Here is a 23,078-nt window from a genome sequence, read left to right on the forward strand (position 1 = left end):
CCTCCACCCCGACGGCCCCACCCACCGCCTCATCGCCGAGCGCTTCACGGAACTGGCCTTCGCGGCGGAAGGCCCGTTCACGGCCCGCTCCTGATGTCACGTCAGTCCGATCGTGTTCCTGCGGTCGCTGGGCACTCGTGGGGTAACGTCCCCGCGATACGCCGAGGCAGAAGCGACGCACGAGGAGAAGGGCGACATGGCAGGCCGAAGGGACGGAGGCCGTCCCGCGCAGACGACGGGTGCCGACGACGCGCTGTGGGCGCGACAACTGCTCGAACAGCTACGGCAGACCGGGCGCGACGTGCACCGGGTCGTCTCCTGGCTCGCCGGAGCCGTCCACGGTTCGGCCTGTCTGCAAGGCGCCGACGGCAGCCTCCTCGCCGGAACGCCTGTGGCGCTTGACGCCGGTCTGGTCGCGGACATCGCCGCCGGACGCATCTCCTCCGCCGCCTGGGACGACACGGGCCGCCATCTGCGGCTGGTCGGAGTGGAGCGGCCCGGGTCCGCGACGGCCTGCGTGCTCGCGGTCAGCCGTGAAACGCCCTTCGACCGGCGCGCCTCCGACATCGTCGGTCACACCGCCCAGGTCCTCGAACTGCTACTGCGGGCCAACGGGTCCACCGAGGCCGCCCACCGCCTGAAACGCGCGACCTCCGATCTGCGCCTGGCGATCCTGCAGTTGCTGATGGTGGAGGACACCGTCGCCGCGCGCCGGGTCGCCGCCGGACTGTGGCCCGGCCTGCTGGACACCGACACCGCCTGCGTCTACGTCCTGGAAGGGTGCCCGCAGGACCGTGACCGCATCGCCGAGGACTGCCTGGACGTGACACGGGAACAGGCGCTGGTCGTGCGCTGCCCGGCGGTCGACGCGCACGTCATCGTCGTGGCACCGCGGGACACCGCCGCCGTACAACTGCGCGACCTCGTCGGCCGGCGGCCCGGCATCCTGCTCGGCGGCAGCGCCCCGCAGAGCCTGGCCAGCACCGCGACCGCCTACGGACAGGCCGTCAGCGCCCTCGCCGTCGCCCGGTTCCGCCCGGACAAGCAGGCCGTGTACGCCGAACGCACCCATCCCGAGCGCCTGATGGACCCGGCCGCACTGCACGCCTGGACCGCCCGGCTGCTGCGCCCGCTCGACACCCTGGCCCATCACACCCGCGGCGAACTCCTCGCCACCACCCGCCTCGGCCTGGAGTTCACCGCCGTCAGCGCCGCGAAGATCCTCGGCGTCAGCCGCAACACCGTGCGCGCCCGCATGGAACGCGTGGAGGCCCTGCTCCGCGCCGATTTCTCCGACCTCACCGTCCGCGCCGTCGTCCATCTCGCCCTCAACACCCAGGTCGGCCTGGCCGTCGACGCCGGTGAGCCCACCACACCGCATGCCCCGCTCGCCGACCTGCTGACCGGCCCCGCGCTGGGCACCTGGGCCCAGGACCTCATCGGCCGGCTGGACTCCGACACGCGCGACCTGCGCCGCACCCTGCGCACCTGGATCGCCGCCGGAGGCAACGCCGAACGCGCCGCGCAGAGCCTGGGCATGCACCCGCAGACCGTCCGTGACCACGTCCGTAGCGCGGAACCGGTCCTCGAACGGCAACTCCTGGCCGCCGGCAGCGACCTCTACGAGGTCGTCCTCGCGCACCTCGCCCTCGGTGACCTGCGGACACCCGTCTTCCACGGGGCGAAACCGGACCATCCGGACTCACCTGTGCACGGGTGAGTCCTTCGGCCATGGCAGCGGGCATCGACGCGGTACCGAACCCCTCGGCAGGCACGTAAGTTCGACCCTCCTAGGGGCGCGACCGGAGCGGGGGACCGGTCGGGCCCCTTTTGTTTTCTCACGGTGCGAGTGGCTTCCACGGTCCGAGCCGCGTCGAGCGCGCTCGAATCGATCGCCAGGACACTCGATTCTGTCGCGAACTCTTGATGTCGCCGTTATTTCCGTCGTACCGTCCCCCTGTTCGCCCGCCACCACCCGGATCGACGCACAGAGGTGAGCCATGGACCGCCCCCGGCTTCAGGAGCTGCTGGCTCGCGAGAGCGCGGAGGCCGCGCGTCGCTGCCCGCGCTCGCGGGACGCCTACGCCCGCGCCGACCACCTCTTCGGCCGGGTGCCGATGACCTGGATGAACAAGACGGCGGGCCCCTTCCCGCGCTATCTGTCCACTGCCCGCGGGGCACGCGTCACGGACATCGACGGGCACGAGTACGTCGACTTCTGCCTCGGTGACACCGGAGCGATGACCGGCCACTCGCCGGCGGCCGTGGCCGAGACGGTCAACCGGCGCTTCACCGAGCTGGGCGGTTCCACCGCGATGCTGCCGACGGAGGACGCCGAATGGGTCGGCGCCGAGCTGACCCGGCGCTTCGGTCTGGCCCGCTGGAGCTTCTCGCTGACCGCGACGGACGCCAACCGGTGGGCGATCCGGCTCGCGCGGGCCGTCACCGGTCGCTCGAAGATCCTCTTCAACAGCTACAGCTATCACGGCAGCGTGGACGAATCCCTCATCGTGGTCGGACCGGACGGCCAGGGAGTGGCCCGGCCCGGCAACGTCGGCGCCCCCTGCGACGTGACACTGACCAGCCGGGTCGCCGAGTTCAACGACCTGCAGCAGCTGGAGCGCGAACTCGCCCACGGCGACGTGGCCGCCGTCCTGATGGAACCGGCGCTCACCAACATCGGCATCGTGCTGCCCGAACCCGCCTACCTGGAGGGCGTACGCGAGCTGACCCGCCGTCACGGCACCCTGCTCATCAACGACGAGACCCACACCTTCTCGGCCGGCCCCGGCGGCTGCACCGCCGCCTGGGACCTGGAGCCCGACCTGCTCACCATCGGCAAGGCGATCGGCGGCGGCATCCCGGCCGGCGCCTACGGCCTGTCCGCCGATCTCGCCGACCGGCTCCTGGACCGCGCCGACCTCGATCTGGTCGACATGGGCGGCGTCGGCGGCACCCTCGCCGGCAACGCCCTCTCGGTCGCCGCCATGCGCGCCACCCTCGAACACGTCCTGACCGACGAGGCGTTCGCCCACATGGCCAAGCTCTCGGAACGCTTCGAGGCCGGCGTCCGCGCAGGCATCGACGCCCACGCCCTGCCCTGGTCCGTCAGCCGCCTGGGTGCCCGCACCGAATACCGCTTCGCCTCCCCGGCCCCGCGCACCGGCACCGAGTCGGCGGCCGCCGCCGACACCGAGCTGGAGGACTTCCTGCATCTGTACCTGGCCAACCGGGGCATCCTGCTGACCCCCTTCCACAACATGGCCCTGATGTGCCCCGACACCACCGAGCAGGACGTCGACCTGCACACCGAGGTCTTCGCCGCCGCACTGTCCGAACTGACCGCCTGAACCGGGGGCACCCGTGGACGAGATCGACCGGGCCATCCTGCGCGAACTGCAGGCCGACGGCCGGATCGCCTACGCCGACCTCGGCCCCAAGGTCGGGCTGTCCGCCTCGGCGGCACGCCAGCGTCTGCAGCGGCTGCTGGACTCCAGGGCCGTCCAGGTCGTCGGCGTCACCGACCCGATGGCCATGGGCGGCCAGGCCATGGCCCTGCTCGGCATCACCGTCGACGGTGACGTGCGCACGGTCGCCGACGAACTGGCCCGGCACCCGGAGGTCGTCTACGCGGTGCTGACCTCCGGCGGCTTCGACCTCTTCGCCGAGGTGGTCGCACCCGGCCCGCGCGAACTCCTCGACTTCGTCAACGACGTCGTACGCCCGGTCGACGGGGTCGAGCGGATCCAGTCGTTCCCGTATTTCGGCATCCACACCCACCGCTTCCTCTGGGATGTCGGCTGATTGCCCAGCGTGAGACGGGTACTCGTACGACTCCGGAACGACAACCGCTGGAGGAGGCCCGCATGACCAGCAGCACGGAGACCGGCGGCGTGACCGGTACGCCGGACAAGGACTACAACCTGATCTGGTACGTCGAGGCGTGTCTGAACAACGCCCTGCGCCTGGAGTCCTACATCCAGGACGCGGAGCGCGAGAAGGACTCCGAGGTCGCGGACCTTTTCCGCAAGGCCCAGGCGGACAGCCGCAAGGGCGCGGAACTGGGCAAGGACCTCCTGAGGGCACGTCTCAACGGCGGCTGAGTACCGCTCACGCCGGGGCCCGGCACCGTGCACGCCACGGTGCCGGGCTTTTCGACGTCCGCGGACCCGGTGACGGCAGGCTCGCCTCCCGCTACCCTACTCGCCAGTAACCGGAGTGCATCCAGGAGGCGACCATGCCGCAGCTCGACGTCGACGGCGCGACCCTGACCTACGACGACGAGGGCCCCCGCGACGGCGAGCCCACGCCCCTGGTGCTCGTGCACGGCTGGACGGCGAACCGGCACCGCTGGGACCACCAGATGACCCACTTCGCCGACGCACGCCGGGTGATCCGCCTCGACCTGCGCGGCCACGGAGAAAGCACCGGGGGAGGCGTACGGACGATCGCGGAGCTGGCCCGGGACGTCCTGGCGCTGCTGGACCACCTCAAGGTCCAGCGGGCCGTCCTCGTCGGCCACTCGATGGGCGGCATGATCGCCCAGACCATCGCCCTGGACCACCCCGAGCGCGTCGAACGCCTGGTCCTGGTCAACTCCATCGGACGCATGGCCTACAGCCGGGGCCGGGGACTGCTGATGGCGGCCTCCACCCTCGTGCCCTTCAAGCTGTTCGTCGCCGCCAACATCCAGCGCGCCTTCGCCCCGGGACACCCCCGCGAAGAGATCCGCGCCCACGTCAGGGCCTCGGCGGATACCCCGCGCGAAGTCGTCATGACCCTCTACAACGCCATGCGTGCCTTCGACGTCCTGGACCGGGCCGGCGAGATCCAGGTGCCGACCCTGATGATCCACGGCTACCACGACATCCAGCTGCCCGTGCGGCAGATGCTGCGCATGGCCAAGGCCTACCCTGACGCGGTGGTCCGCATCATCGACGCCGGCCACGAACTGCCCGTCGAGCGGCCCGCCGAACTCACCACCGCCCTCGACCGGTTCCTGACCGCCGCCTGAGGTGATCAGCGCGCCAGCTTGGCCCTGACCCCGCCCGCCGCCACCGCCGGGCGCGCCGTCGCCCGCACCGAGCGCCGCACCAGATGTGCCTCCCGCCGCAGGTCATGGGCGGCGTGCCGGCCACGCCACACCAGGGAGGGGGACCCGGCGGTGTCGTCGGCCGCGATCAGCAGTCCGCCCAGCATCGAGAGGTTCTTCAGAAAGTGGATGCGCTGCTGGGCCCGCTCATCGGGATCCTGCGCCTCCCAGAAGCGGTGTCCCGCCAGCGTGGTGGGCACCAGCGTGCCCGCGATGGCGAGCGCGGCCAGTCGCGGCACTCGGCCGGTGCCCAGCAGCAGGCCCGCGGCCACCTGTACGGCACCGCTGAGCCGTACGGCCTGTTCGGTGCGGTCCGGCAGGGCGTCGACGCGTTCCGTGATCGGCTGGACGACGGGTTCGGCCGCGGGCGCGACCTTCTCCGGAGCGCGCAGGGAGTTCAGTCCGCCGGCCAGGAACATCGAGGCGAGCATGGGGCGGCCGACCAGTCGCAGGACACTCATTACTGTCTCCAAAAAGGGTGAGGACACGGGTACGGAGACCGACCGGGTTCCCGCGCTCATGTGGTCGATGCCACGCCCTGTGACCGGTCGCAGGCATGTTCACCGGCCATCGCCGCCCGCTACCGTTTTCCGCACATTCCCTGTCACACCCCGCAGTACGGACGGCCCCGCAGTGCTCACAGATCTCTCCCCGCTCATCGCGGCGACCGCCCAGTGGCTGACCCGCGCCTACCCCTCCGGTGGCGGCGCGCTGGCCTCGGTCCTGTGCGAGGTGCAGGCACGCCAGGCCGTGACGGTCGCGGCGTGGCTGCGCTACCCGACCCCGATGGACGCCGCGCTCGTCGGCATCGCGGGCCCCGGCGGATCAGCCCGGCTGGACTGGATCACCGGCGCGGAACCCGCCGACGACCCGGACGACGAGGACGCCCACGCCTGGCGCACCTGGGTCGACGAGGTCGTGGCGAGCTGGGCGGCCGCCCTGCTGAGCGACCCCGGCCTGGCCGCGACGGCGGTCGCCGCCCTCGCCACCGGCAGCCACACGACCGGTACGCCCGTCGAGTTCCGCCGCCTGCTCGCCCCCGACGACGCCGACCGCCGCGCCGCCGCCCTCCTGCGCCACCCCGACCTGCTCGCCCCCGTGGCGACACTCCACCAGGCCCAACTCCTGAACCGCCTCGACCCGGGCCAGGCCCTGACCGCCTGAGCGACGACCGAGCCGCTGTTCACCCAGACCGCCGGTCGACCTGCCGACGTCCTGAGCCTGCCCGCCCCTCGGGCCACCTCCGCCGGGGCCGGGCTCTCATCGCCACAGTGGCGACCGGACCGCCGTTCACCCATACCGCCGGTCGGCCTGCCGACGCCCTGAGCCTGCCCGCCCCTCGGGCCACCTCCGCCGGGGGCCGGGCTCTCATCGCCACAGCGGCGACCGGACCGCTGTTCACCCAGGCCGCCGGTCGGCCTGCCGACGCCCTGAGCCTGCCCGCCCCTCGGGCCACCTAGGCCGGGGGCCGGGCTCTCATCGCCACAGCGGCGACCGGACCGCCGTTCAGCCAGGCCGCCGGTTGGTCTGTCGGCGTCCTGAATCTGCTCGCCGCTCGGGCGACCTTCGGCCGGGGCCGGGCTTTCATCGCCTCAGGGGCGGCTGGGCTGCTGTTCAGCCAGGTCGCAGGTTCGCCTGGAGGCCTCCTCTGAGCAGGGTCGCTTTTCTCGTAGCGCTCGGGACCGGCTCCGGCCAGCCCCGGCCTCACCGCTTCAGCGAGGTGGTTCGCCGACAGGCCTGGTGCGTCTGCTCGGACCGGCTCGGGCCGGGCTCGGGTGTCGTTCGGACGCTCAGGCTGCCGTGCTCAGCGCGTCACGGTCGGTGACGTCGCCCTCCTCCTCGCGCACCATGACCGGCTGCGGAACCCGGCGTGTGCGGAGCAGGATGCCGGCCGCGATGGTGCCGGTGATGAGCAGGCCTCCGGCGATCAGGGCGCCGCGGACCCCGGCCAGTTCCATCAGCAGGCCCAGCGCGGGCGGTCCGCCCAGGCTCCACACCGTGCCGATGCTGCCCCACACGCCCAGCACCCGGCCGCGCAGATGGACGGGCGGGTCGGTCTGCAGTACGGCGGTGCCCGCGGTGTCGGAGACGGACTCCACCACGGCCATCGGCAGCACCAGGACCAGCAGCATCCCCAGCGACGGCGACAGCCCAGCCGCCACCTGCAGCAGCCCCCCGGCGGCGGCCAGCACGCCCACCAGCCGCACCGACGGCCGGCGTAGCCGCCCACCGAGTACGGCCCCCACGATGCCGCCCACGGCGAGCACCGTGGACACCGTGCCGAACGCCCCGGCCCCGCCCGCGAGCGGCCCGGTGACCAGCACCGCCAGCGTCAGCCCGTAGTTGCGGCCGAAGACCGCGCTGACGGCCGTGACACCGGCCAGCGCCACCAGCCGCGGTCGCCGGGCGAAGTAGCCCAGTCCCTCCCGGACCGTCATCGCGGAAGGCTCACCCGCGGGCCCCCCGACGACACGGTCGGCCCCGCGCACGGGACGCAGGAAGGGGATCACCGAGGCGACGAACAGGAACGACAGCCCGTTCGCCGCGTAGGCGGAGGCCGTGCCGAGGAAGCCGATGGCGACCCCGGCCAGGGCGGCGCCCACCAGCCGGCCCGCGCTGTGCACGAGGGCGCCCACCCCGATGGCGGAGGGAACGTCCTCGGCCGGGACGAGGTCGTTGCCCAGCAGGGCGCAGGCGGGCCCGTCGACCGTGGCGACGACGCCGGTCACGGCGGCCAGCACCATCAGCACCGTCATGTCGAGCCGGTCCAGGGCCACCAGCACGGCCATCACGAAGGCGACGGCACCGAGCAGCGCCTGGCTGACGGCGGCCGTCAGCTTCCGCGGCCAGCGGTCCACCGCCGCTCCGCCCAGCAGGCTCATCAGCAGGGCCGGCGCGGCCTGCACGGACATGGACAGTCCGGTCGCGGCGGCGGACCCGGTGATCTGCAGGACCAGCAGGTTCTGCACGGTCAGCTGCATCCACGTGCCGGCGTTGGACACGAAGTTGGCGACGGACCACCAGCGCATGCTCCGGTAGCGGAGCGAGCGCCAGGGCGAGCGCGAAGGAGTGATGGAGGAAGACACAGTGCGGTACTCGAAGAGGAGTCGGACGACTCAGCGAACGGACGACGAGGGAGTACCTTGCTGCGCTGCACGGGTCTCCATGAGCCGGGATACGGCGCGGCCCATGGTGGCAGAAGAGATGAGCGGGTCGGTGCGGAAGGCATCGCCCCGGGCGAGCGGTGTCGATCAAGTCAGATGGCGTGCAGGGGACTTGATGCCCGGAGTGCCGTTGCTCACAGATGCGCTGGTGGGGACGTGCGGGAGCCCGCCGCCTGAGGGCGACGGGCTCCTGTGTACCGGGGGGTCGGCTCGGCTCAGTCGTCCATCTTGCCGCGGCCGCTGAGCGCGTCCCGCAGCCGGTCGACCAGCCCGGCCCCGGGCGCCAGCATCTTGTTGGCCGGAGGCTTGTCCGGCGCGGAGGGGTGCGGCCGGGTCGGCGCCATCTTCTTCGCCTGGCGCACCTTGTCGCCCAGCTTGTCCAGCGCCTCCGGGGAACACGCCGCACGCAGCCGGGGGAAGAGGTTCTCCTCCTCGTCGGCGATGTGCGAGCGGATCTCCGTCATCAGCAGGCCGATGAGCCGGTCGAACTCCATGTGGTGCGCGTCGCAGCTTTCCAGATCCTTCATGATCTGCTCTGCCTTGGCGTGGTCCTCGAGTTCCCTGTCCGCGATGGCGTCCCCGCCGGTGACGTGCTCACGCACCGCCGGGTAGAGATAGGCCTCCTCGGCTACCGAGTGCCGTACCAGTTCCATCGTGGCCTGGTCCGCGTACACCTTGCGGTTCTTGTCGCCGGGCGGCAGTGCCTCGATCCGGCCGAAGATCTCCTCGACCTCTCGGTGATCGGTCATCAACTCGTCAATGACGTTCCCACCGTGTCCCATGCTCCTCACCTCCAGCCAGGAAGCGGCGTCTCCCCGTCCGGATCCGCCACGCACTCCGAGTGCCCTGGCCTTCGGCTCGCTAACGCCCCGCCCCTCCCGCGGCCCACGGGGTGTACGACGCGTGCTCATTGGAACTCGCCTCCGTGAACACCGACAGGACTGACCGGGGAGGCCGAGGTGTCCGATGCCGTCGACGAGGTGCTCGGGAGGGTGGGCGGCGAGGTGGCCGTCCGGGCGGAGCGACTGTGGCAGACGGCGCTGGCGCTGCACGCGGACCCGGAATGCTCGTTCGCGGAACACCACGCGGCCGAGCTGCTGAGCGGGGAGCTGGAACGCGAGGGCTTCACCGTCGAACGCGACCTCGCCGGACTCCCCACCGCCTTCGCCGCCAGGGCGGGCACGGGCGGCCCGCGTCCCGCGGTGGCCCTGCTGCTCGAGTACGACGCCCTGCCGGGCCTGGGTCACGCCTGCGGCCACAACCTGATCGCCGCGGCCGGACTCGGCGCCGCCCTCGCCGCGCGGGCCGCGCTGGGCGACGCACCCGGGACCGTGTGGGCCGTGGGGACGCCGGCCGAGGAGGGCGGCGGCGGGAAGGTCATCGAGACCGAGGCCGGCGTCTTCGACGACCTCGACGCCGCGCTCATGTTCCACCCCGGGGTCCACGACTGGCAGTGGGCGCCGCTGACCGCGCAGACCCAGTACCGCGTCGGCTTCCATGGCCGCGCCGCGCACCCCACCGGGAACCCCACCGAGGGCATCGACGCGCTGGCCGCCCTCATCCAGTTGTTCAACACCCTCGCTGTCGTCGAGCGGCGGCTGCCGGCCGGCTCGCACATCCAGGGCATCGTCACCGACGGGGGGCGGGCGACGAACATCGTTCCTGAGTACGCCGAAGGCCTCTTCGGCCTGCGCGCGGCGACCACCGTCGGTCTGGAGGACCTGGCCGGCGAGCTGCTGACCTGCGCCCATGGCGTCGCCCGGGCGACGGACACGACCGTGACGGTCGAGCGCGCCACACCCCGCTACGAGCACTTCCGTGACAGCCGTGTGCTGTCCGCACGCTTCGCCCACCATCTGGCCCATGCGGGCATCGAGCTCACCCCGCCCGAACCGGGTGTGTTCCTGGGCTCCTCCGACATCGGCAACGTCAGCGGCCGCGTACCCGCCATCCACCCCTTCGTGGCGATCATGACGTCGGAAGGTTCCGATCACACCCCCGAGTTCGCCACCGCGGCCTCCTCCGAGCGCGGTCGCCGGGTGATGCTCGCGGCGACGGAGGCCCTGGCCCGCACGACGGTGGAGACGCTGCTGTCGGCCGACCTGAGGGACCGTGCGTGGAGCGAGCACGAGCTCAACGTCAGTGTGCGGGCGTGAGCCAGGGCAGGGGATCGGTGTACTGCCCGTCGATCAGCACCTCGAAGTGCAGATGCGGCCCGGTCGACAGCCCCGTGGAGCCCACGAGCCCGACCGGGGTGCCCGTCGTGACGCTCTGTCCGACGGTGACCCGCAGCGCGGAGAGATGACTGTACGTCGTCTCCAGCCGCTTGCCCCCGATGGTGCCGTGGTCGATCACGACCCGGTTGCCGTACGCCGTGGTCGTTCCGGCGAACTCCACCCGCCCTTCCCGTGCGGCGGACACCTGCGCTCCCTGCGGCGCACCGAAGTCGACCCCGGTGTGCAGCTTCGTCACCCCGGTCAGCGGGTGCTTGCGGGAGCCGAAGGGTGAGGTGACGGTGAGCGTGGTGACCGGTGGGGCCAGGACGGCGGTCGGTGCCTGGTTCGCGTTCTGCTCGGGGTTCTGCCGTACGAGCGCCTCGTACTGCGGCAGCCTGGCCTTGACCTGGTGCACGAAGTCCTCGGCCGCTGCGGGCACACGCCCCGCCTTCTCCACCGCGCCGGTGCTGGCCCGGTAGGCGGCGAGGGTGAGATCGACCAGGTCACCGTTGACGGTTCCCTTGGTCCTCAGCGTGGTCACCTGGCGCACGAGGGAACAGTCCTGCCGCCCCAGCGCCATGATCGCGTCCACCGCGTCGTGCGGGGAGGAGTGCCCGTTGCCGTCCTCGTCGCGCCCCCAGGTGCGCCACTGGGCGGCGGTGAAGCGGGCGATGCCCTGCTGGGACAGGCTCGCGGTGTCGTCGCTCCATCCGGACAGCTGATCGATCTGCGCGGCGAGCACGGACGGGGTGACGACGGTGCAGGAGTGGGTCGCCTTGCGGAGCCACGGCACGTAGGAGCCGTCGACCTTGCTCGTGGCGGAGTCGGCCGCGTCCGACCCCTGGGGCAGTACGGAGGACAGCCCTCCGGTGGAGGCCAGGAACACCGAGACCCCGGTCATCGCGACCAGCCCGGGCATGACGATCAGCAGGAAAGGACCGGGCCCCTTCCGCGGTGGACGGCCTTTCACACTCGTGCTGTCCTGAACGACCGGAGTGTCCTGCGTCTGCTGGGGCACGCGACTCACGCTCGCAGGCTAGCCATCCCCTGACATGACGTCACCGGACTCCGGGTCAAAGGGAGTTGCCCGAAAGGGCAGGCCTGCCGCGGGACATGCGCGGATCAGGGTTTCTTGGTCTCCGACTCCAGCGAGGCTCGGGTCGCCCTGCCGTACACGCCCGATTCGTCCTGCAGGATGAGACGGGTGAACTGGTAACTGCGGACCGCGCTCTGCACGTCGCTGTCGTAGACGCCGTCGGCGTCCTGGCTGTACAGGCCCACCTGGCGCAGCCGCAGCTGGAGTTCGACGACTTCCGGGCCGGTGTCGCCCAGCCGCAGGACGGGCGGCTGTCCGCTGGAGGCGCTGGGGGAGGGGGTCGCCGAGGCGGTGGCGGACGGGGTGCCTTCCGTGGGCGCCGGGTCCGTCGGGGTAGCCGTCCGGCTGGGCGTCGCGCCGGCCGACTCCGACGGCGTCGGTGACGGCGAGGCGGACGACGCGCTCGCGGACGGCCGTACGGCTGCCGTGCTCGTGGAGGTGCCGGGATCCGGCAGGGGTGCCCGGATGCCGTCGGACCGCGAGGTGTCGTGGGAGGGCCCCTCGTACAACAGCCCGCCCACCGTGCCCCCCACGGCGAGGACGGCGACGGCGGCTCCCGCGAACAGGAGCCCGACGCGGCGACGGGGCGCGACCGGCTCGGCGACGGACGGGAAGGGTGTCGCCGGGGTGTCGTCCTCGGGCGGTGTCGAGGCGTCCGGGGTGTTCGCGGTCGGTGTGAGGATGTCATCAACGGCTGTCACCGCGACAGGAGTTGTGGAGTCGGCGGAATCGCCCTCGTCCTCCAGTTCCACGAAGGGCCGGATCCGCACCGGGTCGAAATCCTCGGCGGCCGCGGCCGCCGCCGTACGGCTGTGGCGGTGGGCGGCGGAGACACGTCGTCCGCAGGCGCAGGACGGAGTGCCGTCCTCTGCCCTGGGAGCGCCGCATAACGGGCAGACATGGGGGGTGTGTTCAGTCACGCCGGATCCCTCTCCGTGAAGAATCCAGAGTTTATTCATATGTTCAACACGCAATCTCCCGTGGTGGGAGATTGCGTGTGTCGTTCCTTTTGTCGGGAGGCGGGACCCCTCAGCTCGCGGTCGGCGCGGTGCCCGGGCGGGACGGGGCCAGGACCCAGCGCACCGCCGACGTCATGGCGGACCCCAGGGGCCGTACACACCACTCGTCGACCACCGGCAGCCGGGGCAGGCGCAGTTCGCGGGCGGCCCAGGAGGGCAGGAGGGAGACCGCGTTGGCGGCGAGCACGCCGTAGGGGAGCCGGGCGGCCAGCGGCACGGGGGGATTGAGCAGCAGGAAGCGTGCGGCCTCGCGTGCCTGCGCCGAGGCGCGCAGCTCGGGACGGTAGGCCTCGAGGACCCGCGCGAGCTCCTCGCGATTGGTGGGCGGGTCGATGACGCCGAGTTCGGCGGCGATCCGCGCGGCGTCGGCGACGTACGCGTCACAGCCGTCCTCCGGCAGCGGCCGCGCGCCGTAGCGCTGGTGCGCGCGCAGGAAGCTGTCGACCTCGGCGGCGTGCACCCAGGCGAGCAGGTGCGGGTCGGCGGCGTGGTAGCTCTCGCCCTCGGGGGTCCTGCCGCGCACCCGCTCGTGCACCGCCCGAACCTGGGCGCACGCCTCCTGGGCGTGGGCTGCGGTGCCGAACGTGGTGGTGGCCAGGAAGGTGCTCGTGCGCTGCAGCCGGCCCCAGGGGTCCCCGCGGTAACCGGAGTGCGCCGCCACGGCCGCCATGGCCAGCGGGTGCAGGGACTGCAGGAGCAGCGCCGACAGACCGCCGATGAACATCGAGGCGTCCGAGTGCACCCGGCGTATCGGGCGGTCGGGGCCGAACCAGCGCGGGCCGGGAGTGCCGTGGATCCGGGCCCGGTTGCGCGGGCCGTCCGGGCCGGCGACACGGGCGATGAGGCCTTTGCCCAGTTGCTCACGCAGACCGAGTGCGCCGGATCCGGCGATTTTCGTCAGCACCTGGTCCTCCTCCCGATCACCTGATCACGGCTGTGACCACGTGTACGCGAACAGGTCCCGTCGGCTTCCTGCCCACGGGACCCGCTCATCACCCCGATGTCCTACCAGCGATACCAGCGGCCCCTGCGGCCACCATGCCCGGCGGGCCGCGCCACGAATCCCAGCAGCCACAGCACCAGAACCGCGATGGCGACCCACCACAGCGCCTTCAGCGCGAATCCGGCACCGAAAAGAACAACAGCCAGCAGCAGTACGAGAAGCAAGGGAACCATGTTTGTCTACCTCCGCAGTTTCTGGTGCCCCGGGAAAAGCGCGTCACGCACGTCAATTTCCCTTTGTTTGTTTCCGTCGGGAGCGGGAATTCGGTCCGCTTCGCGAAACGCCTGGCTCAGCTCTTGGCGGCCTTCGCCGCTTCCGCCTCCGTGTCGGCGCGGGACGTCGAAAGGGTGCCGCCCGCGTTCTCCAGATGGGCGCGGACGAACCACTGGAACTGCTCGAGGTCCCGCAGCTGCTCGATGAGCAGGTCCTCCGTCGCCGGGTCGATCTCCCCGACGGTCTTGACGGCGGCGCGTACGTCCTCGATGAGGCCGGTGTAGACGACGTCGAGCGCTCCCAGGTGCGCGATGGCGTCCTCGCGGCCGATCGAGTAGTCGTCCCAGGTGCGCTCCTTGACCAGGGAGCCGGGCGTGCCCTGGGCGACTCCGCCGAGGGCCGCGATGCGCTCGGCGACGTCGTCGGCCATGTCGCGTACGCGGTCGACCTGGGGGTCGATCATCTGGTGCACGGCGATGAAATGCGGTCCCACGACGTTCCAGTGCACGTGCTTGAGGGTGAGGTGGAGATCGTTGAGGGCGTGCAGGCGCAGCCGCAGGACGTCGATGAGCCGGCCGGCCGCCTCGCGCTCGATGCCCGGGACCGTGTACTTGGGGGTGAAAGCCTTCGCCATCTCGAAACTCCTTTGTCCGTGGGGTGACGGTAGAAGTCCGGATGCCCCGCCATCGAGTTCCCAGGCCGTTCAGGCCGGCGCTGTCGAGGTATGGAGGCGGCGTTGCAGAAGAGGGTGAGGGCCGGGCCCCAGGTCATCCACCTGGAGAATCGCGACGACAGTTCCATCGCGACCCTCTCGGCGGATGCGCCGCCCTCGAAACGACGCTAGGCCACCCGGACGCCCACGATGCACGTGTCGTCGTCGGTGTCGGACCGGCTGTAGGTCAGCAGCCGGTCCAACTGCTGGTCGAGCGTCGGCGGGACCGTGCGGGCCGCCGTCAGCAGCTGCGCCAGGGACTCCTCCACGGAGCGGTCGCGGCGCTCGATCAGACCGTCGGTGTACATCAGCAGGGTGTCGTCCACCGCCAGCTGGACCTCGTGCTCCTCATACCCCGCTTCGGGTACGGCACCCAGCAGCATCCCCTTGACCAGGGGCAGCGGAGCGGCCTCGCCGGCGCGCACCAGGACGGGCGGCAGATGACCCGCCCGGGCCCAGCGCAGGGTGCGCCGCTCGGGATCGTAGAGACCGCAGACCGCGGTGGCGGTGACGGCGCCGTTGAGATGGTGGGCCACCATGTTCAGCCAGGACAGCAGCTGTCCCGGCCCGGCGCCCGTCACGGCCAGTCCGCGCAGCGCGTTGCGCAGGACGACCATGCTGGTGGCCGCCTCGATGCCGTGTCCGGCGACATCGCCCACGCACAGCAGTACCAGCCCGGAGGGCAGCACGACCGCGTCGTACCAGTCGCCGCCGACGAGGTTCTGCGTCTCGGCTGGGCGATAGCGCACGGCCACCCGCAGGCCGGGAGCCTCCAGCGGCGCCTGCGCGGGCGGCATGATCGCGTGCTGCAGCTGGAGGGTGAGCCGGGCGCGTTCGCTGGCCTGCTGCTCGGTGTGGACGAGCTGGTCGCGGGTGGCGGCCAGGGCGACCTCCGTCCAGTGCTGGGCGGAGATGTCCTGGTAGGCGCCCCGGACGACGAACAGGCGGCCGTCGGAGTCCAGCACCGGCTCGGCCACCACGCGGATGTGCCGGGTGACGCCGTCGGGCCGCTGCAGCCGGAACGCGGTGGACGCCGGCCGGCGGTGGTGCAGCAGGGTGCGCAGGAACCGGCCGATGGCGACGGCGTCGTCGGGGTGGGCGTGGACGGGCAGGTCCTCCAGGGGGACCGGGCCGCTGGAGTCGGGCTTGCCGTAGAGGCTGTAGAGCTGGCCGTTCCAGGTGATCTCACCGGTGAGGAGGTTCTCCTCGAAGCCGCCGATGCGGCCGAGCCGCTGGGCGTGCTGGAGCAGGCTCGCCAGCCGGGCCGTCTCGTCCTCTATGCGCCAGATCAGCAGGACGCTGCCACCGTGCCGGGTGATGTTGATGTCGGCGACGGCGGCCAGCGGGACGTCGTCCACCAGCGCGGTCAGCCGCATGCGATGGGTGCGGTACGGCTCACCGGTGGCGTAGACCCGTTCCACCTGCTCGAACAGCTCGCTCTGGCCGGCGGCCATGGGGTAGGCCTCCAGCAGCAGCGCACCGCTGACGACGCCCCGCGGCCGGCCGGCGGGGTCGAGGAAACGGCTGTTGACGTGCTGGATGCGGAAGTCTACGAGGTCGCCGCCGGCGTCCAGGTACGGCACGAGGACCAGGGCCGGGTCGTGCAGTCCGTCGGCCAGGTCCATCAGTTCGGCCACGTCCGGCAGGATCCGGGGTTTGTGCTCGTCCTCCGGGTGCTGGTGGGCGTAGGTCTCCAGGGTGTGCGCGCACAGTTCGCCGAGCGCCTCGATCTGCCGGACGATCTGCGGCGGCTGCGGCTCCAGCGGCGTCGGCCAGACGATCTCCAGTACGCCGTGGATCCGGCCGCCGGCTCCGGCGGGTACGGCGACGCGGCCGCCGTCCGGGTACTGGTGCTGGCCGAGGGAGGGCAGGCCGGTCTTGGACAGGGAGCCGATCCACTGGTCCTCGCGGTCGCCGAGCCCGCGCCGGGCCACCGTCGCCACCCCCGGCGGCACGTACCGCCAGCGTTCCGCCTCGGTGGCGGAGAAGCCGGCGCTGCCGGCCAGGGTGAGCGCGCCGTCGGGGCTCAGCGCCCAGATGGCCACCGCCACCGCGCCCAGCGGCACGAGGGCGTGGTCCAGCAGGGAGTCGGCCACGGCCTGGGCGTCGCGGGCGGCCAGAGCGCCGCTCTCGGCGGCCCGCAGCCGTACGGCGGAGGAACCCTCGCCCTCCGCGCGGCCGGTCGCCGCGGCCAGGAAGGCCGTGGTGACCTCGGACAGCCGGTCGCGCGATGCCTGGTTGATGACGTCCACGGCGAACTCCAGCGGGGTCACGCCCGCCTGTTCGGCCAGTTCCTCCAGCTGCCGCGCCGCCTGTGTGGGCCCGCAGCCCAGCCGTTCCACCAGGATGCCCTTGGCCAGTTCGATCAGGGCGCGCCCGTCCGCCTCGGCCTGGGCGGCCCGCACTTCCTGCCGCAGCCTTTCCACGGTCGCGGCCAGCCGTCCGACGGGGGAGGTGTGCCCGTCCTCCCCGGTCGTCGTCGTGCCGGGCGCCTCCTCGCCGGTGCGGGCGGCGGGCGCCACGGCCCCCGGATCGGCGCCGGCGAGGTCGATGCCCGGTGCGGAGGGTGCCGGCTGGCCGTCCGTGCCGGAGGCGCTGCCGTCCGGCTCGGGCGGCTGGTGGAGATTGCTCACGGTTGACCTGTTCCTCGGCTCGGGCGTCCAGGGACGCCGCACGATCGGCGGATGGGCACGCTGGTGGGGGTACCCCTCACTCCGCCAGCCAGTGTCGGACGCGGCCGATGAGGTCGTTGGTGTCGACGGGCTTGGTGACGTAGTCGTTGGCGCCCGAGGCGAGGCTCTTCTCCTGGTCGCCCGGCATCGCCTTGGCGGTGACGGCGATGATGGGCAGCTGCGCGTACTGGGGCATGGCCCGGATCTCGGCGGTGGCGGCGTAGCCGTCCATCTCCGGCATCATCACGTCCATCAGGACCAGCGCGATGTCGGGGTGGGCGAGCAGCATCTCGATGCCCTTGCGGCCGTTGTCGGCGTGCAGGACCTGGAAGCCGTGCAGCTCCAGCACCCCGCTGAGGGCGAAGAGGTTGCGCGCGTCGTCGTCGACGACCAGCAGCGTACGGCCGACGAAGGCGTCGTCCACGACATGGGCGGCCGGACGGTGCGGTTCCTCGGAGCGGACCAGCGACAGTACGTCTCCCGGCTCCTCGGCGGACAGGTGCAGGGTGATGCGTTCGCGCAGCTCGTCGAGGCTGGAGAGGAAGTCCAGCGGCCGGCCGTCCGCGCCGGCGCGCAGCCGCTGCTCGTGGGCCAGGTCGACCCGGTGCCCGGTGTGCACCAGCACCGGCACGCTGGCCAGTGCCGAGTCGCCCCGCATGGCCTCCAGCAGGCGGGCGCCCTCGTCGTCGGGCATGCCGAGTTCCAGGACGACGCAGTGGCAGGGCTCGGCGGCCAGTGTGCTCGCCGCCTCCTGCGCCCCGACCGCCGTGATGATGTCGATCGGCCCGTGAGGGTCGTCGGGATCGGGCGCGAGGTCGGCGACCGCCCGCTCGGCGACGAGGGTCAGCAGCCCGCGGGGACGCTCCTCGACCACCAACAGGCGCCTGCGGCGCTGCTCGGGTCCCTGGGCAACGGGGGTTTCCGTCCCCTGCGCCGGCGGAAGCTCCGCGGTGGTCGTGGCGTGGGGCTGCTCCAGCGGCCTGCCGCCGTCCAGCAGATCCTCGAAGTCGTCACGGGCGACGGGCAGATACAGCGTGAAGGTGCTGCCCTGACCGGGCGTGCTGTCGACGGTGACGGCGCCGCCGAGCAGATGGGCGATCTCCCGGGTGATGGACAGGCCCAGGCCGGTGCCGCCGTACTTGCGGCTGGTGGTGCCGTCCGCCTGCTGGAACGCCCCGAAGATCGTCTCCAGTTGCTGCTGGGGGATGCCGATGCCGGTGTCCTTCACGCGGAAGGCCACCACCGGGCCGCCGCGGTGGACGCCCGCGGGCACCTCCCGGTCCGCGGCGGGCTCGATGCGCAGCTCCACGCCGCCCTGCTCGGTGAACTTCACCGCGTTCGACAGCAGGTTGCGCAGGATCTGCCGCAGCCGGGAGTCGTCGGTGAGCAGGTCGGCGGGGGTGCCCGGGGCGGTGGCCACCGTGAACTCCAGGCTCTTCTGTGTCGTCATCGGCCGGAACGTCGCCTCGACGTACTCCAGCAGCTGGCGCAGCGGGACCCGCTCGGGAGCGACGTCCATCTTGCCGGCCTCGACCTTCGACAGGTCCAGGATGTCGTTGATCAGCTGGAGCAGGTCCGAGCCGGCGGAGTGGATGATGCCCGCGTACTCGACCTGCTTGGGGGTGAGGTTGCGGGAGGGGTTCTGTGCCAGCAACTGGGCGAGGATCAGCAGGCTGTTGAGCGGGGTGCGCAGCTCGTGGCTCATGTTGGCCAGGAACTCCGACTTGTACTTGGAGGCCAGCGCCAGCTCCTGGGCGCGGGTCTCGAGTTCCTGGCGCGCCTGCTCGATCTGCAGGTTCTTCGCCTCGATGTCGCGGTTCTGCGAGGCCAGCAGGGACGCCTTCTCCTCCAGCTCGGCGTTGGAGCGCTGCAGTTCGTCCTGCTGGACCTGCAACTCCTCCGAGCGGGCCTGGAGTTCGGCGGTCAGCCGCTGGGACTCGTCCAGCAGCTCGTCGGTGCGGGCGTTGGCGACGATGGTGTTGAGGTTGACGCCGATGGTCGGCATCAGCTGGCTGAGGAAGTCCTGGTGGATCTTTGTGAAGCGAGTGACGGAGGCCAGTTCGATGACGCCGAGAACCTGGTCCTCCACGACGATCGGGAGCACGACCAGGGCGCTGGGCACGGTGTGCCCGAGTCCGGAGGAGATGGTGACGTAGCCCGGCGGCAGTTCCTCGACGCTGATGGGCTTGTGGTTGCGCGCGGCCTGTCCGACCAGTGAGCGTCCGACGGGGATGCGCTCGGGCCGGTCGGTGTCGTCGGGGTAGCCGTAGGAGCCCACCAGCCGCAGTTCGTGGCCGCGTGCGCTCTCCTCCGCCAGGTAGAAGGCGCCGAACTGGGCGCTGACCAGCGGCGTGAGCTCGTCCATGATGAGCTCGGCGACCACGGGCAGGTCGCGGTGGCCCTGCATCAGGCCGGAGATGCGGGCGAGATTGGTCTTGAGCCAGTCCTGTTCCTGGTTGGCCCGGGTGGTCTGCCGCAGGGACTCCACCATGGAGTTGATGTTGTCCTTGAGCTCGGCGACCTCGCCGGAGGCCTCCACCGTGATCGAGCGGGTCAGGTCGCCCTCGGCGACGGCGCTGGCGACCTCGGCGATCGCACGGACCTGCCGGGTGAGGTTGCCGGCCAGTTCGTTGACGTTCTCCGTCAGCCGCTTCCAGGTGCCCTCGACGCCCTCGACCTCGGCCTGTCCGCCGAGCCGGCCCTCGCTGCCGACCTCGCGGGCCACGCGGGTGACCTCGGCCGCGAACGACGACAGCTGGTCGACCATCGTGTTGATGGTCGTCTTCAGCTCCAGGATCTCGCCGCGGGCGTCGACGTCGATCTTCTTCGACAGGTCACCGTTGGCCACGGCGGTCGTCACCAGGGCGATGTTGCGCACCTGCCCGGTGAGGTTGTTGGCCATGGAGTTGACGTTGTCGGTGAGGTCCTTCCAGGTGCCGGCCACGTTCGGCACGTGCGCCTGTCCGCCCAGGCGGCCCTCGGTCCCGACCTCGCGGGCGACGCGGGTGACCTCGTCGGCGAACGCGGACAGCGTGTCGACCATGGTGTTGATGACGTCCGCGAGGGCGGCGACCTCGCCCTTGGCCTCCACGGTGATCTTCTGCGAGAGGTCACCGCGGGCGACGGCCGTGGCGACCTGGGCGATCGAGCGGACCTGACCCGTCAGGTTCGACGCCATCACGTTGACGTTGTCGGTGAGGTCCTTCCAGGTGCCCGACACGCCCCGCACGATGGCCTGTCCACCCAGGTTGCCCTCGGTGCCGACCTCGCGGGCGACGCGGGTGACCTCGTCGGCGAAGGCGGAGAGCTGGTCGACCATCGTGTTGATGGTGTTCTTCAGTTCGAGGATCTCACCGCGGGCGTCCACGGTGATCTTCTGGGACAGGTCGCCCTGCGCCACCGCGGTGGCCACCTGGGCGACGTTGCGGACCTGCGCGGTGAGGTTGCCCGCCATGAAGTTCACGGAGTCCGTCAGGTCGCGCCAGGTGCCCTTGACGCCCTTGACGTCCGCCTGACCGCCGAGCCGCCCCTCGGTGCCGACCTCGCGGGCGACGCGGGTGACCTCGTCGCCGAAGGCGGAGAGCTGGTCGACCATCGTGTTGATGGTGTTCTTCAGTTCGAGGATCTCGCCACGGGCGTCCACGGTGATCTTCTGGGACAGGTCGCCCTGTGCCACGGCGGTCGTCACCTGGGCGATGTTGCGGACCTGGGAGGTGAGGTTGCCCGCCATGAAGTTGACCGAGTCGGTCAGGTCACGCCAGACCCCGCCGACCCCGGGCACCTGGGCCTGTCCGCCGAGCCGGCCCTCGCTGCCGACCTCGCGGGCGACGCGGGTGACCTCGTCGGCGAAGGCGGAGAGCTGGTCGACCATCGTGTTGACGGTCTCTTTGAGCTGCAGGATCTCGCCGCGCGCGGGCACGTCGATCTTCTGCGACAGATCGCCCTTGGCGACCGCCGTGGCCACCTGGGCGATGTCGCGCACCTGCGTGGTCAGATTGCCCGCCATGGCGTTGACCGAGTCGGTCAGATCGGCCCAGGTTCCCGAGACGCCCGGCACCTCCGCCTGACCGCCCAGTGTGCCCTCGGTGCCCACCTCGCGCGCCACCCGCGTCACTTCGGACGTGAACACCGACAGCTGGTCCACCATGCCGTTGAAGACCGTGGCGATGTCGCCCAGCAGGCCCTCGCCGTCCGACGGCAGGCGGGTGCCGAAGTCACCGTCCCGCACGGCGGTCAGCCCGGCCAGCAGCTGCCGCAGCTCCTGCTCACCCGGGGCCCGCTCGACGGCCTCGGTCGTCCTGCTCGCCATGCGCACCCCTTGTTCCGCTCCCCAAGAGCCCTCACCCCGAGGACCCGGAACCGCGCCGAGGCCGCGTACGACCCCGCCTCACCGTCCGCGTTTACGCAGTTCACGGAGCGGCTCGATGAGAAAATCCGGTGAAGATTAACGCAGTTGTCGTGCGACAACCAAAGCCTCAGAAGAACATCGCAGGCTGCTCGAAATTCCGCGACCCGAGGTGCATGAAGGGTGTCTTCCCGGGTACACGGGCAGATTTGCCGACGGGGTCGCACCGGGCCGGGCGAGGGATCAAAATCGGCCACTTGTCCGTCCGTGGCGCAAGAATGTGGTGAGAAGCAGAATCCGGGGTATCCGCCAGCCCGAGCGGCTGGCAGGCCGCGAGTCGATACGAGGGAGAGGCATCCATCATGACGGCGGCGTTGACGACCGAAGCCGGGACGGACCAGCTGCCGGAGGTAGCCGACCCCATCAACGTCACCCCTCGCGACGCCCGCGAGCTGACCCGGCACTTCCTGGCCCGGCTGGCGGAGCTGGAAGAGGGCACCCCGGAATACCAGTACGCGCGCAACACGCTGATCGAGATGAACATCTCACTGGTGCGCTACGCCGCCGCGCGGTTCCGCAGCCGCGGCCCGGCGGAGATGGAGGACATCGTCCAGGTCGGCGTGATCGGCCTGATCAAGGCGATCGACCGGTTCGAGGTCTCCCGCGAGGTGGAGTTCACCTCCTTCTCCATCCCCTACATCGTCGGCGAGATCAAGCGGTTCTTCCGCGACACCTCCTGGGCCGTCCACGTGCCCCGCCGACTGCAGGAGGCCCGGGTCCAGCTGGCCCACGCCACCGAGGAGCTCAGCAGCCGCCTGGGCCGCACGCCCACGGTCTCGGAGCTGTCGCAGCTGATGAGCCTGTCGGAGGAGGAGGTCATCGAGGCCCGCGTCGCCTCCAACGGCTACAACTCCTCCTCGCTCGACGCCGCCGTCTCCACCGGTGAGGACGGCGAGGGCGTGCTCGCGGACTTCATCGGCACCGAGGACGCCGCTCTGGAGCTGGTGGAGGACTTCCACTCCCTGGCGCCCCTGATCGCCGAACTCGACGAGCGGGAGCGGTTGATCCTGCACATGCGCTTCGTGGAGGAGTGCACGCAGGCCGAGATCGGCAAGCGTCTGGGCATCTCGCAGATGCATGTCTCCCGCCTGCTCAACCGTCTTCTGGCCCGGCTGCGAGCGGCCCTGCTCACCACGGGCTGAGCCGCAGGCGGCCAGCGCATCCCGGCGGCCCGAAGTCGGCCAGACATCGCAGATCCTCGGGCACGCCGGGAAACAGCTCGCCGTAGTCTGTGCCCCCCGCTCCCTGGAGGGGGTGGCCCTGGGGCGATCACCAGGCAGTGATCGCCCCAGGGCCGCAGCTCGATCGCGATCCGGGCCGTGCCCAGGGGCCCGGCGTGCGCCTCCAGCTCGAGCCGTGTCCTCCTCGCAGTACCGCACGACGGTCTCGTCGGCCAGCCGCAGCGGCCCCGACCTTGGTGCCGTCGGCGAGTACCGCCCACACGGCGCTGGGGCTCACCTTGATCAGACGATGGCCAACGGCCACC

18 protein-coding genes are annotated in these 23,078 nt (G+C 71.4%); 8 read left to right on the top strand and 10 right to left on the bottom strand.

Annotated features, from left to right (window positions below; translation table 11 throughout):
- Positions 1 to 196 precede the first annotated feature (196 nt).
- The 5 genes from GRC12_RS08065 to GRC12_RS08085 all read left to right on the top strand — a co-directional run bounded on the left by GRC12_RS08065 (position 197) and on the right by GRC12_RS08085 (position 5,014).
- Positions 197 to 1,720 (top strand): helix-turn-helix domain-containing protein, encoded by a 1,524-nt coding sequence (locus GRC12_RS08065; protein WP_208778484.1) that lies wholly within the window; start codon positions 197 to 199, stop codon positions 1,718 to 1,720.
- 280 nt (positions 1,721 to 2,000) lie between these two features.
- Positions 2,001 to 3,350 carry a transaminase gene (locus GRC12_RS08070; protein ID WP_208778485.1) on the top strand — a complete coding sequence of 450 codons (1,350 nt, stop codon included), beginning with the start codon at positions 2,001 to 2,003 and terminating at the stop codon, positions 3,348 to 3,350.
- A gap of 13 nt (positions 3,351 to 3,363) precedes the next feature.
- The gene (locus tag GRC12_RS08075) at positions 3,364 to 3,804 is read left to right on the top strand and encodes an Lrp/AsnC family transcriptional regulator (protein WP_208778486.1); all 441 of its coding nucleotides are present in this window, start codon (positions 3,364 to 3,366) and stop codon (positions 3,802 to 3,804) included.
- A 62-nt stretch (positions 3,805 to 3,866) separates the two neighbouring features.
- A complete protein-coding gene (locus GRC12_RS08080; RefSeq protein ID WP_133042569.1) occupies positions 3,867 to 4,103 on the top strand; it encodes a hypothetical protein in 237 nt (78 codons plus the stop codon).
- A 134-nt stretch (positions 4,104 to 4,237) separates the two neighbouring features.
- The gene (locus GRC12_RS08085; RefSeq protein ID WP_208778487.1) at positions 4,238 to 5,014 is read left to right on the top strand and encodes an alpha/beta fold hydrolase; all 777 of its coding nucleotides are present in this window, start codon (positions 4,238 to 4,240) and stop codon (positions 5,012 to 5,014) included.
- A gap of 5 nt (positions 5,015 to 5,019) precedes the next feature.
- Here GRC12_RS08085 and GRC12_RS08090 read toward each other — a convergent pair whose 3' ends face one another.
- Positions 5,020 to 5,553: a DoxX family protein gene (locus GRC12_RS08090; RefSeq protein WP_208778488.1), complete on the bottom strand. Its 534-nt coding sequence runs from the start codon at positions 5,551 to 5,553 to the stop codon at positions 5,020 to 5,022.
- Positions 5,554 to 5,725: 172 nt separating this feature from the next.
- Between GRC12_RS08090 and GRC12_RS08095 the strand changes: the two genes are divergently transcribed.
- Positions 5,726 to 6,256: a hypothetical protein gene (locus GRC12_RS08095; RefSeq protein WP_208778489.1), complete on the top strand. Its 531-nt coding sequence runs from the start codon at positions 5,726 to 5,728 to the stop codon at positions 6,254 to 6,256.
- Between the two features lie 626 nt (positions 6,257 to 6,882).
- Here the strand turns inward: GRC12_RS08095 and GRC12_RS08100 are convergent.
- Both GRC12_RS08100 and GRC12_RS08105 read right to left on the bottom strand, forming a co-directional pair.
- Positions 6,883 to 8,121, bottom strand: a complete 1,239-nt coding sequence (locus tag GRC12_RS08100) for an MFS transporter (RefSeq protein WP_208778490.1) — start codon at positions 8,119 to 8,121, stop codon at positions 6,883 to 6,885.
- 350 nt (positions 8,122 to 8,471) lie between these two features.
- Positions 8,472 to 9,038, bottom strand: a complete 567-nt coding sequence (locus GRC12_RS08105) for a hemerythrin domain-containing protein (RefSeq protein WP_208778491.1) — start codon at positions 9,036 to 9,038, stop codon at positions 8,472 to 8,474.
- Positions 9,039 to 9,215: 177 nt separating this feature from the next.
- Between GRC12_RS08105 and GRC12_RS08110 the strand changes: the two genes are divergently transcribed.
- The gene (locus tag GRC12_RS08110; RefSeq protein ID WP_208778492.1) at positions 9,216 to 10,412 is read left to right on the top strand and encodes an amidohydrolase; all 1,197 of its coding nucleotides are present in this window, start codon (positions 9,216 to 9,218) and stop codon (positions 10,410 to 10,412) included.
- Here GRC12_RS08110 and GRC12_RS08115 read toward each other — a convergent pair.
- The 7 genes from GRC12_RS08115 to GRC12_RS08145 all read right to left on the bottom strand — a co-directional run bounded on the left by GRC12_RS08115 (position 10,396) and on the right by GRC12_RS08145 (position 21,496).
- Entirely contained in the window at positions 10,396 to 11,490 is a 1,095-nt protein-coding gene (locus GRC12_RS08115; RefSeq protein ID WP_439959873.1) for a M23 family metallopeptidase, read from the bottom strand. The two genes, GRC12_RS08110 and GRC12_RS08115, sit on opposite strands and share 17 nt — an antisense overlap.
- 104 nt (positions 11,491 to 11,594) lie before the next feature.
- Entirely contained in the window at positions 11,595 to 12,488 is an 894-nt protein-coding gene (locus tag GRC12_RS08120; protein WP_308286496.1) for a peptidoglycan-binding domain-containing protein, read from the bottom strand.
- A gap of 109 nt (positions 12,489 to 12,597) precedes the next feature.
- On the bottom strand, positions 12,598 to 13,491 hold the full coding sequence (locus GRC12_RS08125; protein ID WP_308286497.1) for an oxygenase MpaB family protein: 894 nt from the start codon (positions 13,489 to 13,491) through the stop codon (positions 12,598 to 12,600).
- Between the two features lie 101 nt (positions 13,492 to 13,592).
- A complete protein-coding gene (locus GRC12_RS08130) occupies positions 13,593 to 13,763 on the bottom strand; it encodes a hydrophobic protein (RefSeq protein ID WP_133042561.1) in 171 nt (56 codons plus the stop codon).
- A 116-nt stretch (positions 13,764 to 13,879) separates the two neighbouring features.
- Positions 13,880 to 14,437 carry a Dps family protein gene (locus tag GRC12_RS08135; RefSeq protein ID WP_208778494.1) on the bottom strand — a complete coding sequence of 186 codons (558 nt, stop codon included), beginning with the start codon at positions 14,435 to 14,437 and terminating at the stop codon, positions 13,880 to 13,882.
- Between the two features lie 206 nt (positions 14,438 to 14,643).
- A complete protein-coding gene (locus tag GRC12_RS08140) occupies positions 14,644 to 17,148 on the bottom strand; it encodes a SpoIIE family protein phosphatase (protein WP_208778495.1) in 2,505 nt (834 codons plus the stop codon).
- A 76-nt stretch (positions 17,149 to 17,224) separates the two neighbouring features.
- Complete coding sequence (locus GRC12_RS08145) at positions 17,225 to 21,496, bottom strand: HAMP domain-containing protein (protein WP_208778496.1); 4,272 nt, start codon at positions 21,494 to 21,496, stop codon at positions 17,225 to 17,227.
- A gap of 398 nt (positions 21,497 to 21,894) precedes the next feature.
- Here GRC12_RS08145 and GRC12_RS08150 point away from each other — a divergent pair, with 398 nt between their 5' ends.
- The gene (locus GRC12_RS08150; RefSeq protein ID WP_208778497.1) at positions 21,895 to 22,734 is read left to right on the top strand and encodes a SigB/SigF/SigG family RNA polymerase sigma factor; all 840 of its coding nucleotides are present in this window, start codon (positions 21,895 to 21,897) and stop codon (positions 22,732 to 22,734) included.
- The last annotated feature ends 344 nt before the right edge of the window (positions 22,735 to 23,078 follow it).

Source organism: Streptomyces griseorubiginosus, from assembly GCF_017614965.1.
Classification (GTDB): Bacteria; Actinomycetota; Actinomycetes; order Streptomycetales; family Streptomycetaceae; genus Streptomyces; species Streptomyces griseorubiginosus_B.

Coding starts and splice junctions, on each gene's coding strand:
- GRC12_RS08080 (WP_133042569.1), top strand. CDS start 3,867: ATGACCAGCAGCACGGAGACCGGCGGCGTGACCGGTACGCCGGACAAG.
- GRC12_RS08130 (WP_133042561.1), bottom strand. CDS start 13,763: ATGGTTCCCTTGCTTCTCGTACTGCTGCTGGCTGTTGTTCTTTTCGGT.
- GRC12_RS08085 (WP_208778487.1), top strand. CDS start 4,238: ATGCCGCAGCTCGACGTCGACGGCGCGACCCTGACCTACGACGACGAG.
- GRC12_RS08135 (WP_208778494.1), bottom strand. CDS start 14,437: ATGGCGAAGGCTTTCACCCCCAAGTACACGGTCCCGGGCATCGAGCGC.
- GRC12_RS08105 (WP_208778491.1), bottom strand. CDS start 9,038: ATGGGACACGGTGGGAACGTCATTGACGAGTTGATGACCGATCACCGA.
- GRC12_RS08150 (WP_208778497.1), top strand. CDS start 21,895: ATGACGGCGGCGTTGACGACCGAAGCCGGGACGGACCAGCTGCCGGAG.
- GRC12_RS08065 (WP_208778484.1), top strand. CDS start 197: ATGGCAGGCCGAAGGGACGGAGGCCGTCCCGCGCAGACGACGGGTGCC.
- GRC12_RS08070 (WP_208778485.1), top strand. CDS start 2,001: ATGGACCGCCCCCGGCTTCAGGAGCTGCTGGCTCGCGAGAGCGCGGAG.
- GRC12_RS08100 (WP_208778490.1), bottom strand. CDS start 8,121: ATGCGCTGGTGGTCCGTCGCCAACTTCGTGTCCAACGCCGGCACGTGG.
- GRC12_RS08090 (WP_208778488.1), bottom strand. CDS start 5,553: ATGAGTGTCCTGCGACTGGTCGGCCGCCCCATGCTCGCCTCGATGTTC.
- GRC12_RS08145 (WP_208778496.1), bottom strand. CDS start 21,496: ATGGCGAGCAGGACGACCGAGGCCGTCGAGCGGGCCCCGGGTGAGCAG.